The organism is uncultured Acetobacteroides sp. (assembly GCF_963667355.2).
GTDB lineage: Bacteria > Bacteroidota > Bacteroidia > Bacteroidales > ZOR0009 > Acetobacteroides.
In genome coordinates this window covers 4,175,155-4,191,217 of record NZ_OY763328.2, presented here as the reverse complement: position 1 = coordinate 4,191,217, position 16,063 = coordinate 4,175,155, and the positions used below count along the sequence as shown (strand labels likewise).

Annotated in this window: 12 protein-coding genes and 1 other RNA gene; 5 read left to right on the top strand and 8 right to left on the bottom strand. The window is 49.0% G+C overall.

The window, feature by feature from the left end; all coding sequences use genetic code 11:
- Positions 1-10: 10 nt before the first annotated feature.
- From ACHZA1_RS17280 to ACHZA1_RS17250, 7 genes are all read right to left on the bottom strand, one after another.
- Positions 11-1,306 (bottom strand): serine hydrolase domain-containing protein, encoded by a 1,296-nt coding sequence (locus ACHZA1_RS17280; protein WP_320053105.1) that lies wholly within the window; start codon positions 1,304-1,306, stop codon positions 11-13.
- 607 nt (positions 1,307-1,913) lie between these two features.
- Positions 1,914-2,939 carry a low specificity L-threonine aldolase gene (locus tag ACHZA1_RS17275; protein ID WP_320053104.1) on the bottom strand — a complete coding sequence of 342 codons (1,026 nt, stop codon included), beginning with the start codon at positions 2,937-2,939 and terminating at the stop codon, positions 1,914-1,916.
- Positions 2,940-3,023: 84 nt separating this feature from the next.
- Positions 3,024-4,604 (bottom strand): peptide chain release factor 3, encoded by a 1,581-nt coding sequence (locus tag ACHZA1_RS17270; RefSeq protein WP_320053103.1) that lies wholly within the window; start codon positions 4,602-4,604, stop codon positions 3,024-3,026.
- Positions 4,605-4,715: 111 nt separating this feature from the next.
- Positions 4,716-5,753: a quinone-dependent dihydroorotate dehydrogenase gene (locus tag ACHZA1_RS17265; RefSeq protein ID WP_320053102.1), complete on the bottom strand. Its 1,038-nt coding sequence runs from the start codon at positions 5,751-5,753 to the stop codon at positions 4,716-4,718.
- Between the two features lie 27 nt (positions 5,754-5,780).
- A complete protein-coding gene (locus tag ACHZA1_RS17260) occupies positions 5,781-6,257 on the bottom strand; it encodes a helix-turn-helix transcriptional regulator (RefSeq protein ID WP_320053101.1) in 477 nt (158 codons plus the stop codon).
- A gap of 916 nt (positions 6,258-7,173) precedes the next feature.
- An RNA gene (rnpB, locus tag ACHZA1_RS17255) (RNase P RNA component class A) lies at positions 7,174-7,523 on the bottom strand.
- 17 nt (positions 7,524-7,540) lie between these two features.
- Positions 7,541-8,623: a DUF2027 domain-containing protein gene (locus ACHZA1_RS17250; protein ID WP_320053100.1), complete on the bottom strand. Its 1,083-nt coding sequence runs from the start codon at positions 8,621-8,623 to the stop codon at positions 7,541-7,543.
- An 82-nt stretch (positions 8,624-8,705) separates the two neighbouring features.
- Between ACHZA1_RS17250 and ACHZA1_RS17245 the strand changes: the two genes are divergently transcribed.
- From ACHZA1_RS17245 to ACHZA1_RS17225, 5 genes are all read left to right on the top strand, one after another.
- On the top strand, positions 8,706-9,923 hold the full coding sequence (locus ACHZA1_RS17245; RefSeq protein WP_320054930.1) for an S-adenosylmethionine:tRNA ribosyltransferase-isomerase: 1,218 nt from the start codon (positions 8,706-8,708) through the stop codon (positions 9,921-9,923).
- Positions 9,924-9,961: 38 nt separating this feature from the next.
- Positions 9,962-11,200, top strand: coding sequence for a TlpA disulfide reductase family protein (locus ACHZA1_RS17240; protein ID WP_320053099.1), 1,239 nt, complete (start codon positions 9,962-9,964; stop codon positions 11,198-11,200).
- A gap of 318 nt (positions 11,201-11,518) precedes the next feature.
- A complete protein-coding gene (locus tag ACHZA1_RS17235; protein ID WP_320053098.1) occupies positions 11,519-11,971 on the top strand; it encodes a cold shock domain-containing protein in 453 nt (150 codons plus the stop codon).
- Between the two features lie 168 nt (positions 11,972-12,139).
- The gene (locus ACHZA1_RS17230) at positions 12,140-14,038 is read left to right on the top strand and encodes a YgiQ family radical SAM protein (protein ID WP_320053097.1); all 1,899 of its coding nucleotides are present in this window, start codon (positions 12,140-12,142) and stop codon (positions 14,036-14,038) included.
- 229 nt (positions 14,039-14,267) lie between these two features.
- Positions 14,268-14,411 (top strand): hypothetical protein, encoded by a 144-nt coding sequence (locus tag ACHZA1_RS17225; RefSeq protein ID WP_320053096.1) that lies wholly within the window; start codon positions 14,268-14,270, stop codon positions 14,409-14,411.
- Between the two features lie 99 nt (positions 14,412-14,510).
- Here ACHZA1_RS17225 and ACHZA1_RS17220 read toward each other — a convergent pair whose 3' ends face one another.
- Positions 14,511-15,686, bottom strand: a complete 1,176-nt coding sequence (locus tag ACHZA1_RS17220) for an IS4 family transposase (protein WP_320053094.1) — start codon at positions 15,684-15,686, stop codon at positions 14,511-14,513.
- Positions 15,687-16,063 lie beyond the last annotated feature (377 nt).

Genomic DNA, 16,063 nt, shown 5'->3' with positions numbered 1-16,063 from the left:
AAATGCTTGGCTAGAGGTTTTGCAGGGAGTCGAGCTGATTGGTAAACGACCAGAGTTTGGCATTCGGCCAGGTTTGAACCTTGCTGACGGAACGGTGCACCACGGCATCGATGATGTGGGGTAGCTTGTTGCCGGCTCTGGTGCTTGTATTGGAGAGGAACACCCACGAGAGGCCATTCTTCTCCTTTACCACCATAGCCGAGGTTCCGGACAGCGAGCCGCTTCGCCAGTAGCGTCCGTTGTTGTCGGAGCCAATCCAGCCCAAGGGTTGCACGTAGGTTTGGCGGGTGGTCATCTCGCTAATCAGATCCTTGGAAATGATGTTGTGCTTCTCGTAGCCGGCAACACCGATAAGCAGCTTGGCGATATCCACCGACGAGGCCACCCAACCGCCTGCTGGGCCAAGCATTCTCAGGTCGTTTCCGCCAGCATTACGGGGCACCATTTGGCCGGAGCCATCCCAGGCTGGCACAACGCCATTCCCCCTGAGGTCGTAGTACGAAACCTCGTTGGGATGCTTCTCTTCGGGATAGTTATTGGATAGAAATGCGGTTTTGATGCCAAGCGGCTTGAACACCTTTCGTTTTATAAAGGTTTCATAGTCCATTTTGGATACCTTTTTGATGACTTCGCCCAAGAGGACGTAGCCAAAGTTGGAGTACGAGCTTCGTAGCCCGGGCTCGAAGTCGAGGTTGCGCCTAAACATGTAGCTGACGATATCGGTGAACGATAGCGGCAGCGGCCTGCCGATGGTGTGGGCCACCAGCTCCTTGCAGAACATGGGGTCGGGGCGCTTGCCGCTCCATCCGCCGCTATGGTTGAGCAGCATCTTTACGGTGATCTTCTCGTAGCGAGGATCTCGGTACGAGCAGTAGACGCGATCGTTGAGAATGCCTTCGGGGCCAAAAACCTTTTGGTCGAGCGAGAGAACGCCCGCCTTTACCAGCTGCATGATGCCGGTAGCGGTAATGAGCTTGGAGACGGATGCGATGCGGAACAGGTGGTAGGGCTCTACGGGCTCCTTGCTGGCGGCGTTGGCGTAGCCGTAGCCTTTGGCGTAGACGATAGCCCCATCCTTGACCACCGCAAGCGAGGCCCCCTTGATCTTCGATTTGGTAATAAAAGTCCTTATGCTGTTATCGACCGCGGCAACCTCGGCCATGGCGGCTGCATCGGCATCTGTTGGGGCAACCGCTTCGGCGACCTTTTTGGCCGGCGCGGCAACCCTTGCAGAAACGTTTAGCGGATTAATAAAACCTAGAAAACCAACAGCAATGCAAATTACAACGTACTCCCCCCTTGTCATGTCTCTCCCTCAATTAAGCTGGCGCAAAGTATAAAACGAATCTTACAAACCGAATTTTCTTAGAGTTAAATCCATTTTTTTAACAAAAACACGAGCTCGCACAAGTCTGATTGCAGGCATACCGCTGAGCAGAACGCATGATTGCTATTCGGAACAGTAGTTCCGAATAGCCTAAAAAGCGTCCTCCTGACTCTGCTTATTAAATAGGCTCCGCTTCCTGAAGTTGGAAAGCCGTTTCCGAACGCTAGGAAATCATTTTCTGATACAGGGAAACCTCTTCCGAACGTTGGGAAACCATTTCCTGAAGCTGGGAAGCCGCTTCCGAATGCTAGGAAATCATTTCCTGAAGCGAGGAAGCCTCTTCCGAACGTTGGAAAATCATTTCCTGATACGGGGAAACCTCTTCCTAACGTTGGGAAACCATTTCCTGAAACGAGGAAGCCGTTTCCGAACGCTGGGAAATCATTTCCTGAAGCTGGGAAGCCATTTCCTAACGCTAGGAAATCATTTCCTGATGCGGGGAAGCCGTTTCCGAACGTTAGGAAACCATTTCCTGATGCGGGGAAACCATTTCCGAACGTTGGGTAATCATTTTCTGATGCGGGGGCTACAGTAGTGCATCCGCCAGAACATCTACGAATCGGTCGATATCCTCCTTTGTGGTATCCCAGGAGGTCATCCAGCGGGCCTCGTTCTTCTCCTCATCCCAAAAGTAGAAGAAGGACTCGTCGAGAAGCGCCTGGTTAATGGCCTTGGGGAAGATGGCGAATACGGCGTTGGCGTCGACGGGCTGGGTGATGGTAACCTGGGGGAAGGCTGCCAGCCGGTCGCGCAGGTAGGCGGCCATCTGGTTGGCGTGGGCGGCCGTGGCTATGCAGTGGTTGTTGGTAAGGTAGGCGACGAACTGCGCGCTGATGAAGCGCATCTTGGAGGCCAGCTGCATCGACTGCTTGCGCAGGTACTTAAATCCCTTTGCCAGCTCGGTATTGTTGAAGATGATGGCCTCGCCGAGCATCATCCCGTTCTTGGTACCCCCGAACGAGATGACATCGACCCCAAGCTCAGTGGTAAACTCGCGGAAGGGCAAGTTCAGCGCTGCTGCGGCGTTGGAAAGCCTGGCGCCATCCACGTGCAGGTACAGGCCGTTGCTGTGGGCGAAATCGGCAATCGCCTTTATCTCCTGAACGGAGTAGACGGTTCCCAGCTCGGTGGTCTGCGAGATGCTCACCAGCTTGGGCTGCACGTTGTGCTCGAAGCCAACGTTTTGCAGGTAGCGCCTTGCCTTTTCGATGTTGAGCTTTCCGTCGGTTGTGGGCACGGTAAGCAGCTTAAAACCGCCAATATGTTCGGGAGCCCCGCACTCGTCGGTGTTGATGTGGGCCAGCTCGGTGCAGAGCACGGCCTCGTAGGGCCGGAGCGCCGAGGCGAGGCTGAGCACGTTGGCCGCGGTTCCGAGGAAGACGAAGAACACCTCCACGTGATCGCCGAAGTGCTGCTTGAAGAGCAGCTCGGCGCTATGGGTGTACTCGTCGTGGCCGTAGGAGGATACGTGGCCGTGGTTGGCGCCGGCAATGGCCTCTAGGATGGCGGGGTGAATGCCGGAGTAGTTATCGCTTGCTAGTGACTTCTTCATGTTGGGTAAATAAAAAAACGGATGCGCTAAGTTAGGCATCCGTTTCAGTTTTTTTCTATGATGGTTCCTTTTTCTGGGTCAGATTTAAAACTCTGAGGTGAAGTGGAACTTGATGTCGGTGAACTTCTCCTGGGCCAGCTGCAGCGAGTAGGGCGAGTCGGCCAGGAAGACGTCGCGGCCGTGCTTGTCGAGCGCCACGTGGGTGTACTTGCGGCGCATGAAGTCGTCGAGCTGCTCCTTGTTGTCGCTCTCAATCCAGCACGCCTTGTAGAGCGAGATGGGCTCGTAGCGGCACTTGGCGGTGTACTCGTGCTCCAGGCGGTACTGGATTACGTCGAACTGCAGCGCGCCCACGCAGCCAATAATCTTGCGGCCGTTCATCTTTAGGGTGAAGAGCTGCGCCACCCCCTCGTCCATGAGCTGGTCGACGCCCTTGGCCAGCTGCTTGAACTTGAGCGGGTCGGCGTTTTCGATGTACTGGAACAGCTCGGGCGAGAAGCTGGGGATACCCTTAAAGCTGATCTTCTCGCCTTCAGTAAAGGTGTCGCCAATCTTGAAGTTGCCCGTATCGTGTAGGCCAACGATGTCGCCGGGGTAGGCAAAATCGACCACCTCCTTCTTGGAGGCCATGAAGGCGCTAGGGCTGGAGAATCGTAGCGACTTGCCGCTTCGAACATGCAGGTAGGGTCGATTCCGTTCGAAAGTTCCCGAGCAGATCTTCAGGAAGGCAATACGGTTGCGGTGGTTGGGGTCCATGTTGGCATGGATCTTAAAGATGAAGCCGGTGAGCTTCTCCTCGAAGGGGTCGATGGCGCGGGCATCGGTAACCGTCTTTTGGGGGTAGGGTGCGATGTCGCAGAAGCAGTTGAGCAGCTCCTTAACGCCGAAGTTGTTGAGCGCCGATCCGAAGAATACAGGGGCTAGCTCACCTCTACGGTAGCTCTCGATGTCGAATTCGGGGTAGATGCCCTCGACCAGCTCGACATCCTCGCGCAGCTTGCCGGCGTAGTCGCCAACGTACCGGTCCAACTCGGGGGACGAGATGTCGTCGATCTTTACAACATCGTCGTTTACAACGGTCTTATCCTCCGAGAAGAAGAGGTTAAGGTTGCGCTCGTACATGTTGTACACCCCTTTAAAGGTTGGCCCCATGCTGATTGGCCAGCTTAGGGGGCGCGTTTTGATCTTCAGCTCCTCTTCAACCTCGTCGAGCAGGTCAAATGGATCTTTACCAACGCGGTCGAGCTTGTTGATGAACACGATCACCGGCGTATTGCGCATACGGCAAACGTTCATCAGCTTGCGCGTTTGCGCCTCGACACCCTTGGCGCAGTCGATCACGATGATAACGCTGTCCACCGCCGTGAGCGTTCTAAAGGTATCCTCCTGGAAGTCTTCGTGCCCAGGGGTATCCAGTATGTTAACCTTAATATCGTTGTACTCGAAGCCCATAACCGACGTGGCCACCGAGATACCGCGCTGACGCTCGATCTCCATGAAGTCAGACGTGGCCCCCTTCTTAATCTTGTTCGACTTAACCGCACCGGCAACGTGAATTGCCCCGCCAAAAAGCAGCAGCTTCTCGGTAAGGGTAGTTTTACCGGCATCGGGGTGGCTGATAATTGCGAATGTTCTTCGACGCTTAATCTCTTGTTCTAAGCCCATTGTAACCTTTAAATTTGGATGGCAAAATTAGCAGAGTTTGCCGATATTACCGCCGATAAGTAAAAAAGGCCGGCACTATTTTCCGACCTTTTCCCACTTCCTGCAGGTATTTTAGAATTCTTTAATAATCGCCTTGTGGATATCCTTCACCAGCTGCGGGCCGCTATAGATAAAGCCCGTGTACACCTGAATCAGGTAGGCGCCCGCGCGGAGCATGTTCAGCGCATCGTCAACGGTCATGATTCCGCCAACTCCAATGATCGGCATCTGGCCGTTCGTTTTCATGCTGATATAGCGGACAACCTCAATCGATCTTACCGTCAGCGGCTTACCGCTAAGCCCGCCGTTACCGATAACATCCAACTTATCCTGCCTTTCCGACAATCCGCTACGCCCAGTAGTTGTGTTAACGGCAACAATTCCGTCCAAAGAGAACTGGTTGATTATGTTAAGCGAATCATCGATCTGTGCGAAGCTCAAATCGGGCGAAATCTTTAAGAGGATTGGCCGGTACACCTTTTGCTTTTTTCTGTAAGCGACCAGGCGGTTTACGATATCACCAAGCGAATCTGAATTTTGAAGCTTAGTCAGATTGGCAATGTTAGGGCAGCTAACGTTTACCACAAAGTAGTCGACGTGGTCGTAAAGTGCTGCAAAGCTCTTTTCATAGTCTTCGGCAGCATTCTCGTTGGTGGTAGCCGTATTCTTACCAATGTTACCACCAATCACGAGCCCTTTTCGGTAGGGTTTCTGCAAGTTTTTAGCAATACCTTCGGCACCTATATTGTTGAACCCCATTCTATTGATAATGGCATTATCCTTTACTAGGCGAAATAAACGGGGTTTAGGATTGCCAGGTTGTGGCTGAGGCGTTGCGGTACCAACCTCTATAAAGCCAAAGCCCATAGCATCGAACACATCGTATCCAGTTGCATTCTTGTCTAGCCCTGCCGCCAATCCCACGGGTGTAGGAAACTTAATCCCCCAAATAGTCCGCTCCAGTTTTGTGTTCCTAACCTTAAACAGGCTGTTCAAAACAAATTGAAATCCAGGAACATGACGCCATACCTTAATATTGGAAAAGATGATGTTATGGGCCGTCTCGGGAGAAAATCGGAATAGAATGGGGCGAGCTATATAGCGGTACATATTCAAAATTTTAGGCAAAGATAGCAATTACTCAGTTGATGGAGTGTAGCTTCTGAATGTTCTATCCTTATAAAAAACAACAATTCGCTCCACCTCCTTGTCGAACGCCTTTATATCAATAGGATATGAAGGATTCGCATCGGTACTATTTATCGAGGCTTCCATTGAGGCATCCTCTGCAATGGTGGTGACGGGCTCTATACTCTCGCCCTCCGTGGAGTCTTGCGGTGCCGCTTTTGGCTCGACAATAACCTCCTTAACCACAGGTGTGTCAAAGAGCGATGCCTGTACCATTTGCTTATACATTTCGCCCTTACCAAGTATTAGCCAGTCGGGGTTAACCCTTGGAAAACGCTGAAGAACCTTCGCAATAAAATCGAAGCTCGGCTTGTTGCGTCCCGAAATAATATGCGAAATGCTCGAGCGTTGAACCCCTATAATATCGGCAAATTTGGCAGGAGTAAGCTGTTCTGCCAGTAAAAACTTGTCTAATCGGTCGTTCATACCTGTAAACGTAAGATGTTACAAATGTAATAATTTATACTTTACATATGTAACATCCACTCGATTACATTTGTATTCTGTTTGTTTACACTTGTATTGTAAATAAAACATAAATAGCGATACAGTGGGTTGTTAGGAGTAGCTTCCAAGCAACAAAAGATAGCATCAGCAATAGATGGATAACTAGGGTTCTGTAAACCTAGCTTTAAGCGCTATAATAGCGAATTAAAACGTATTGATAGGTAAACGGAGAGAAAGATTGAGGCAATTCTCGAACAAAAGGTAAATCGAAGAGGAATTACCTTTTAGTAAGGAATTACATTGCTAAATACATTTATAATTAGGGCTATATATGCAAAAAGCAAAGCTAGGCAATGCAACGGCAGAAGTTATAGTGAAGTATGAATTGAGTAAAACAATATAAGCAACAGGTTGTTAACGTTATATGGTTCACAAATAGCCCAAATTCCAAGCAACTGGAAGCGCAAGTACGTAAAAACATAACCTAATTAGTTAATTGATCATTGCAAAACACTATTAAACAGAAGTATAAACTACAAAAAATATGCTGTTTACATTTGAATCAGCCTGCTGCTTTTGATGGTTTACAAACGTAGAAACACACGGGCCGAACCACCTAAACCTAGTGCTACTTATGTAAACTAAAGGTTAAATGCCATCCTTTCTTTGTGTTTACATGTGTGGATGCATGTGATCTTTACAATTGTAACCTTCGAAACAATTGAATAATTGTAATAACGAAGTAACAATTAGGCTAACCTTAACTGATAAAATTGATTCTGGTAAGAAAAGGGAGACGTTCCCTCCTATCGACATAAGTTAGTGATCATATCTTGCTGATATATAAAACAAAGCAAGCGCTTAACATAATAGTCGAGCGCTTGCTGCTGTAAAATAAAAAGGATTAGCGATAAGCCGGGTTCTGTTCCTCTTACGAGGCTCTGCCATTTATCTCGACTGACAGTCACCTGTCAGCTCTAGCGACCTACCCCCCAACTTGAGCGAGCAACCCTAAGCGTCGGTATACATGGTCTTGCAGCTCACCAGGCGTACGGCTAACCATGTTGCCATGGCTACCGGTAGGCTCTTACCCCACCTTTTCACCCTTACCCTGCAAGCAGGGCGGTTATTCTCTGTTACGCTACTATACCCTTGCGAGTATCTTCCCGTTAGGAAGCGTGATGCTCTATGCTGCCCAGACTTTCCTCCAGCAGTCGTGCTGCTAGCGGCAGAATGCTAATCCTTTTATATCGAAAATAGTATTATTTCAAAATTACCATGGTGGCTCCGTAGCCGTAATCCTTAAACGATGCATCCTGAAACCTTAACTTAGAATACTTTCGTTCCAATGTTTTGCGAATTTCATGCTTCAGTTTACCGTTACCAACGCCGTGAATAAACACCACTCGCTTGGTCTTTGCAAGAATTGCCCCCTCCAGCACGGTTGTAAAGCGAGCCATCTGCATTTCAAGTATCTCACCACTAGACAATCCTGCTGAATTATCAGTAAGCGCCTCTATGTGCAGGTCAACTTCCTCCTGTTCGGGAGTCGATTTCAAGTTTAATACCGTACGAACATCCTTCTTCTCCTTTAGAGCACTTTCAATATCCTTTGGGGAAATTGTAAGAACAGGCGCAGAAGACTTTGAACTTGTTGATACCGTAAATGCTACCGCATCTTCGTCGAAATAATCGTTTGCTTTAAAGCTATTTGCCTTAACGAATTTGAGTGGATTGAGTTCCAAATTCACCTGATCGGGAGCAACTGGAACAAAATCCCTATTTTTAAAGTAGATAAGGCTTACGTTAAATACCTGAAGCTTCGAGAAGTCTTCGCGATTTAAGGTGCAAATGCGCTCCTTGCTATCTGGTTCCATTAAGCCAGAACCTATTGGCTTAAGCAACTCCTTATCCGTCCACTTACCTATAGAATAAGCAATCCGGTAATCGCCATCGTTAATGATGTAGATATCTAAATCGGCAGTTGATGCGTTCTGCTTGTTAAATGGAACAAAGCCTAAAAGAACGTTGTAGCTGTTGGTTGATGGATCGATAGCCTCCTCTTGTCTACGCTCAGGAACGTAGAAATCGGGAAACTCATCCTCCTCATCATCCTCATCCTTTTTGGGTTCGTTTACCGTAGACGAAGGTCGATAAGCATAACTCTCTGAGGTGAAAACGCTGTCGTTTTTCTCATTAATCACCACTATTTCGTTAACGGAAACAGGGATCTCGAAACCGTCCTCATCCTGCACAGCAACGATATTCTTGTTCATAAAGCGAACGACAATACCACCACCTACCGAGTTCAAAAAGCGCACCTTGTCGCCTACCTTGCAGTTCATCTTTTTTAAGTAATAAATGAAACCTAAATGGAAAGCAAAAGTAGTATTTTTGCGGGGTTTCCGCTATATAAAATAGATAATGATGACTCCAAATGCCCAGCATATTGCAATAGGTGACTTTAACTACGAACTCCCAGATGAGCGAATCGCCAAGTATCCACTTTCGGAGCGCGACCTTTCGAAACTGCTTTACTTTAACGGTAATAGCATTGATGACAAGCATTTTAAAGAATTACCCGCGCTCCTCAATGATGGAGATTTGCTCGTATTCAACAATACCAAGGTGATACAAGCTCGAATGGAGTTCTTCCGTTCTACAGGGGCTCGTGTTGAGATATTTTGCCTAGAGCCAGCAGATTCGTCGGACTATGAATCTGTATTTCAAGCCAAAGGAAGCATTACATGGAAGTGCATTGTTGGAAATCTGAAGAAATGGAAAGAGAGCACGCTTGAGAAAAAGCTCGATTTAAAGGGGACAGCTGTTACCCTTACGGCACAAAAGCTAGAAAAGCTAAACGATAGCGTATTGATTATGTTCAGCTGGGAGGGGGAGTATACCTTTAGCGAAATTCTTGAGGCAAGTGGAACCATCCCAATTCCTCCTTACCTTAACAGGGATACCGAAGACATTGATATAAACCGCTACCAAACTGTATACTCGAAGCATAAAGGATCGGTTGCTGCCCCAACTGCAGGGTTACACTTCACCCCTAGCATCATAGAAACGCTAAAAAACAAAGGCGTTGATACCGCTGAGGTTACGCTACACGTTGGCGCAGGTACCTTTAAGCCCGTAAAAAAAGAAGATGTTGCCGACCATGAAATGCATACCGAGCATTTTTCCGTAACGCTGGAATCGCTAAAGAAGCTTAGGAAGCACCTTGGGAACGTGATTTCGGTAGGCACCACCAGCATGCGAACGCTCGAAAGCCTTTACTGGTATGGAGTCCGCACTATCAGAAGCGGTGCCCCTTGCTTCGACAAGCCGATTGAGCAGTGGGAGCCCTACCAGCATACCGAAGCGTATACTGCCCAAGAATCAATGGATGCGCTTATCTCCTACTTAGAAAAGCGAGGAGACGCAGAGCTGCATGCCGCAACGCAAATCATTATTGTAAGTGGCTACAAGGTGAGGATGATTAAAGGCTTGGTGACCAACTTCCATCAGCCACAAAGTACGCTGCTGCTACTGGTATCGGCGCTGGTTGGCGAAAGCTGGAAGACGATTTACAACCACGCACTTGCCTACGATTACCGATTTTTGAGCTACGGCGATAGCTCGCTGCTAATGCGAAAATAAAATCAGCCTACCACATTAATACTAAACCAAACTAGACTATGAACTTCAAACCATTACTAGTAGCTGGAGTTTTTCTTTCGAGCTTCGGCGTAAAGGCGCAGATAAATCCCGCGCTAAACGGGAATTGGCTTGGGGCAATTGTGCTCGACCCAACAGAGAAAGGCATGGACGTACCCTTCAACATGAGCATATCGAGCGTAAAGGGAAAACCATCGGCAATAGAGATTAGATCGGCAGCAGATAGGATTGTTGTAAAAGAGATTGAGCGACAAGGGGACTCCATCTTCTTTAAGATGCCCGTGTTTGTGAGCGAGCTTACCTTTAAGGCAAAAGGCGACAGCCTCGTGGGGCGCTACTATCCAAAGGGAAAAGGAAAAGGCGTATCGTACAAGTTCTACGCGCTGAAGAACGTTACCGACAGGTTCCCCTGGTTTAAGGAGGGTCCAAAGGTAAACATAACCGGTAGATGGAAGTACATTGTTAACCCAAACACCGCCAACGCCGATACGCTTGTTGCCGAATTCAAGCAGCAGGGCGCAAGGTTTACCGGATCGATACTCGACCCAACTGGCGACATGCGCTTCCTAGAAGGGAAAATCGCAGGAAATAGGTTCTACATGTCGGGCTTTGATGGTGGAAGAGCATCAATATTTACAGCAGAAGCTGATGGCAACGGAAATCTTGTAAACGGAAGGATGATGACAAGCCCAGCCTACAAGCCCACATGGATTGCCATGAAGGACGAGAAGGCTAAAATTGCCGAAAGCAAAGACCTCATCAGAGTAAAAGCGGGAATTAAGAACTTCAAGTTCTCGGTAAAGGATCTAAGCGGGAATACCTTTACCTCCGACGATCCAAGCCTGAAAGGAAAGGTGCTGATTGTACAGGCATCAGGATCGTGGTGCCCCAACTGCTTAGATGAAACGAAGCTCTACAAAACGCTATACGAGAAGTACCACGGCCAAGGGCTGGAGATTGTATCGCTGATGTTCGAGGAGAACGACCTGGAGAGCTCGAAGTATCGCATCCAACGTTTCGTAAGCCAAACGGGTGCCAAGTATAACTTCTACTATGCGGGGCCACGCAGCAAGAAGAACAAGGAAGAGGTGCTCTACCCATTCGAGGGCGTGGTTGCGTTTCCTACCACCGTCTTCATCGACAAAAAGGGAGAGATTAGAACCGTGCATACCGGATTCTCAGGCCCAGGAACGGGTAGCCACTACACCGAGCTGGTTAAGGAGGTTACATCAATCATAGAGGAGCTGCTAAAAGAGTAGCGTTTGGGAAGAACCTGAGCTGATCAACGTGTAAGGAAGAACCCAAATAGCATCTTCTCCAGAAGATAATTTTATGTGTATCTCGAAAAATCGCCATCTTTTAGGTGGCGATTCCCATTTTCGCCCTCATCGAGTCCTGCTCCTACTAACATGTAACTACCTTATAGGCAATCGCATAAACCAGCCAAAGCAGCGCATAGAAAAATCGCCATAAATAACCAATAATTTCCGTATCTTTGGGAAAATTGTCTATGAACAAGAATATTAACTTTAAATTCATAGAGTAAGTAGTATTTCAACAAAAAAACAACTCCACAAATGGCAAGACCTGCAGGTTCTTGGAACAAGAAAGAAGTCCAAAAGAAGAAAGATCAAAAGCGTAAGGAAAAGGAACAGAAAAAGCTTGAGCGTAAGGAAAGCGGCAAAGGCAGCAGCCTTGACGACATGATTGCCTACGTAGACGAAAACGGCATGATTACCTCTACCCCTCCCGATCCTACCACCAAGGTTGAAATTGAGCTTGAAGACATTCAGATTTCGGTTCCTAAGGATTCGGAAATTGAGCCCGTTTCGACTACCCGAACTGGGATTGTAACTTTCTTCAACGATTCGAAGGGCTTTGGGTTCATCAAGGATCTTAGAACGCAGGAGAGCATCTTCGTACACGTGAACGGGCTTATTGATGAGGTGAAGGAGAATAACCGAGTAACCTTTGAAGTTGAAAAGGGGCTTAAGGGTCCGATGGCAGTAAAGGTGAAGATAGACAAGTAAGAATTAGACTTTAGATTCTAGATATTAGATTTTATAAAGCCCAGCAGGTATTTCCCTGCTGGGCTTTTTTAGTTTGGTTTGAGCTGCGATTGATCGCGGCTCTACAGCGATCCTAGCCATATCTAAAAAGAGCGTATATTTGCAGCTCAATTTGAACGACTTTACGTAATGCCGAACATACGAAATAGCGAGGGACTGAAGATTACCGACTGGCTGCCTACCTCTAAGAAGGAGATGGAAAAGCGCGGATGGGACGAGGTGGACGTGGTGCTCTTTAGCGCCGATGCCTACATCGACCACCCCTCGTTTGGTGCAGCGGTAGTTGGCCGCATCCTAGAGGACGAGGGCTACCGCGTGGCCATTGTGCCGCAGCCCAACTGGCAGGACGACCTCCGCGACTTCAAGAAGTTTGGGCGGCCCCGCCTGTTCTTCGCCATCAGCGGGGGAAGCATGGACAGCATGGTGAACCACTACACCGCCAACCGCCGCCTGCGAAGCGACGATGCCTACACCGCCGGCGGAAAGGCCGGGCAACGCCCCGACTACGCCACCTACGTGTACAGCAACATCTGCAAGCAGCTATTCCCCGACGTGCCGGTTATCATCGGCGGCATAGAGGCCTCGCTGCGCCGCCTTACGCACTACGACTACTGGCAGGATAAGCTCAAGCCATCGATACTGGCCGAGTCGAAGGCCGACCTGCTGGTGTACGGCATGGGCGAAAAGCCCATCGTGGAGATTGCCAGTAGGCTGAGCGAAGGTTACAGCGTTGATACCCTTACGGACATCGCCCAAACGGCGTTTACAGCTGAAAACAACATCGATCTAAGCCATTTAAACCCACTTATTCGCCTAAATTCGTTTGAAGAGTGCGTTGAAGACAAGGTAAAGTTTGCGCTTAACTTTAAGCATATAGAGGAGGAATCGAACAAGTACGCGGCAGCCTATCTGGCTGAGCCCGTAGGCGATAGAGTTGTGGTGGTAAACCCGCCTCACCCCAAGCTCACCGAGGCAGAAATGGACCACAGCTTCGACCTGCCGTACACCCGATTACCCCACCCGCGCTACAACGGTAAAGGGGCCATCCCGGCGTACGACATGATCAAGTTTTCGGTAAACGCCCACCGCGGCTGCTTTGGCGGATGCTCGTTCTGCACCATATCGGCGCATCAGGGCAAGTTCATCTCGTCGCGCAGCGAGGCCTCTATCCTTAAGGAGATCGAGGAGATCACCCATCACCCCGAATTTAAGGGCTACATCTCGGACCTGGGCGGGCCATCGGCCAACATGTACCAGCTGGAGGGCCGCCTGCAGGAGATGTGCCAGAGGTGCAAGCGGGCATCGTGCCTGTTCCCCAACGTGTGCCAGAACCTGGACAACAACCACGCCCGCCTGCTGGAGCTGTACCGCAGGGCAAGGGCCATCCCCGGAATCAAAAAAATATTTATCGGCAGCGGCATCCGCTACGACCTGTTTATGGGCGGCCTCCACAAGACGAGCCCGGCCAACCTGTCGTACCTGGAGGAGGTGATGCTGCACCACGTGTCGGGCCGGCTGAAGGTGGCCCCCGAGCACACCTCGGACGAGGTGCTAAAAACGATGCGTAAGCCGCCGTTTAACCTCTTCGAGCAGCTGAAGGTGGACTTCGATGCCATCAACGTAAAGCATGGGCTTAAAGAGCAGCTGATCCCCTACTTCATATCGAGCCACCCCGCCTGCCGCGACTGCGACATGAGGGAGCTGGTGGAGCGAACCAAGCGGCTCGACTTTAGGCTGGAGCAGGTGCAGGACTTCACCCCCACGCCCATGACGCTATCGTCGACCATCTACTACGCGGGAATCGACCCCTACACCATGCAGGAGGTGTACACCGCCACCACGCGCGAGGAGAAGCTGCGCCAGCGCGACGCCTTCTTCTGGTACAAGAACGGGGGGCGCCCTGCCGAAGGCCGCAGCGCTAGCCCCAGCAGGCAGCCGGGCCCAAAGGGTAAGGAGGCGTTCCGCAGCAAGAGCGAGCACGTGCGCTTTGGCGGGCAAAAGCCTAAGGGCAAGAGAAAGGAGAAGTAGCTAGAGAGATAACACGGCAAAGGCTCAATCGGACTCGGTTGGACCTTTGCTGCGTTTGGGAGGTGGGGCAACGACCGCTGATAATTGGCCATACACCGCTATAGTATCGCCATACACCGCTGTAGTATGCCGTACACCGCTGTAGTATCGCTATACACCGCTGTAGTATGCCATACACCGCTGTAGTATCGCTATACACCGCTGTAGTATCACCATACACCGCTGTAGTATGCCGTACACCGCTGTAGAATTGCTATACACCGCTGTAGTATGGTTCTACACCGATGAAGAATTGCTATACACCGGTGTAGAATCGCTATACACTGCTGAAGTATGGCTTTACACCGATGATAAATCGCCATACGCTTCTTAAGAATAGCCATACACCGCTGTTGAGCGACTTTACGCTGCTAGAAACGGGGGTGGTACGCCTTTAAATGGTAGGGAGACGCATGCAATGCACTGCTGTCCGCTAAAATAATTTAAGGTTTGAATTGCTTACAGGTTGAAAGTTCTCCGATAATTCAGCCTTGGCTAGGAACTCTTTTAGGTTCTCCTTTTCAAAAAGCGAAACGCTCAAGATTCGAAGTAATTCAAATGGCGATGACTTTGACTTCAATTCGACACCGACTAGAGCTACCAAGCAGTAGGCGATAATGCCTACATATATTTGGATTTTTACAGAGTTTTCGGAAGTTCCGTAAAATTGCTTTATCCTTAAATGCTGCTTTATCCATTTGAAGTACATCTCAATTTGCCATCTACACTTGTATAGGTATGCGATTTTATGCGCCTCTAAATCGAGGTTATTCGTAAAGAATTCTAGAGTTGCTTTCTTCTCTTCGTTGTAGTAGTAGATTATTCTCAGAGGTTTTTGATACCGAGCTTTCGCCCAACGATTCGACAATCTTATTTTTAAGTCGCGTAAAATGCCTTTTTCATGGACATCGCAGCTACATTCCTCTATAATTTCGAAGTTCATTTTCTCTTTCCTTCGCACTACAAAAAATGCACCTGCTTCATCGATTTTGTTAAGAGATAACAGTTTGACATAGGCTTTGTCGAAAATGTAAAATGCATCCGGTTCGTATTGAAAGTAGCCCATAACGCTTTGATCCCTGACGTCATGGTCGGTGATTACATTGTAAACCGGAATGCTTGTAAGGATGTCAAACATGGTGTGAACCTTAATTCCTCCTTTCCCATTTTGCACCTTGGACCACGAATACGCTTCCCATTTTAAAGTAACTGTTGTTGAATCCAACGCAAGCACACGATGAGGGATTCCCTCCATGAACAGCCCTTCGATGTTACCCCTTTTATCTTGAGCTATCTTAACAACTCGTTCAGCAAATAGCCGAAATATTTCCACATTTCGCTTCTCATTTGCTTCAGACAGCGTTGTGCGGCAAACGCTTTTGCCAAAGCCTAAACGATAAAACTTTGACCGATGCGCATTAAGCGATCCGATGATGTCGCGTAAACTTTCCCGGGCTGTCAGCTGAGCCCACAGCATAACCAAGAAATGGTTCCAGCAGGTAAACGATTTTATGTACTTGTTGCCATCGTACTTATTGACCAAATATTCGAAGTAGTCCTCAGGCAAGAACTGGCATAATTGCTTAAAAATATAGGTTCCACTATTCATTGCTTACAGTTTGTAGCTTGTCGCAAAAGTAAGCATCTGATATGTTCCGACTTTATCGCAACTGAATTAGCAATTAAACATCAATGTGTTAGTAGGTGTTTTAATAATATTTCCCGGACACTAGTGCATGCAATGCGTCTCTACGCACAACGCTTATTGGGGGCTGCTGTGGGGATGTTCGGTTGGCGCCTTGCTACTTGAGGCTCGTTGCTGGTTAACGAACAGCCCTCCTTCCTCAGCTAAGCACAGGCTCTGCCTACGCTTTTATTCCTTACAGCCTCCGACCGTACTGTATAGGCAGGCTAGAAGCCTTGGATACTTGAGCAGAGCGAGGACGCTCCGCTCAGCGGCTGCGCTTGGCGTGTTTTTCATATTTG

Coding starts and splice junctions, on each gene's coding strand:
- ACHZA1_RS17240 (WP_320053099.1), top strand. CDS start 9,962: ATGAACTTCAAACCATTACTAGTAGCTGGAGTTTTTCTTTCGAGCTTC.
- ACHZA1_RS17260 (WP_320053101.1), bottom strand. CDS start 6,257: ATGAACGACCGATTAGACAAGTTTTTACTGGCAGAACAGCTTACTCCT.
- ACHZA1_RS17275 (WP_320053104.1), bottom strand. CDS start 2,939: ATGAAGAAGTCACTAGCAAGCGATAACTACTCCGGCATTCACCCCGCC.
- ACHZA1_RS17250 (WP_320053100.1), bottom strand. CDS start 8,623: ATGAACTGCAAGGTAGGCGACAAGGTGCGCTTTTTGAACTCGGTAGGT.
- ACHZA1_RS17280 (WP_320053105.1), bottom strand. CDS start 1,306: ATGACAAGGGGGGAGTACGTTGTAATTTGCATTGCTGTTGGTTTTCTA.
- ACHZA1_RS17245 (WP_320054930.1), top strand. CDS start 8,706: ATGACTCCAAATGCCCAGCATATTGCAATAGGTGACTTTAACTACGAA.
- ACHZA1_RS17225 (WP_320053096.1), top strand. CDS start 14,268: ATGCCGTACACCGCTGTAGAATTGCTATACACCGCTGTAGTATGGTTC.
- ACHZA1_RS17220 (WP_320053094.1), bottom strand. CDS start 15,686: ATGAATAGTGGAACCTATATTTTTAAGCAATTATGCCAGTTCTTGCCT.
- ACHZA1_RS17270 (WP_320053103.1), bottom strand. CDS start 4,604: ATGGGCTTAGAACAAGAGATTAAGCGTCGAAGAACATTCGCAATTATC.
- ACHZA1_RS17235 (WP_320053098.1), top strand. CDS start 11,519: ATGGCAAGACCTGCAGGTTCTTGGAACAAGAAAGAAGTCCAAAAGAAG.
- ACHZA1_RS17230 (WP_320053097.1), top strand. CDS start 12,140: ATGCCGAACATACGAAATAGCGAGGGACTGAAGATTACCGACTGGCTG.
- ACHZA1_RS17265 (WP_320053102.1), bottom strand. CDS start 5,753: ATGTACCGCTATATAGCTCGCCCCATTCTATTCCGATTTTCTCCCGAG.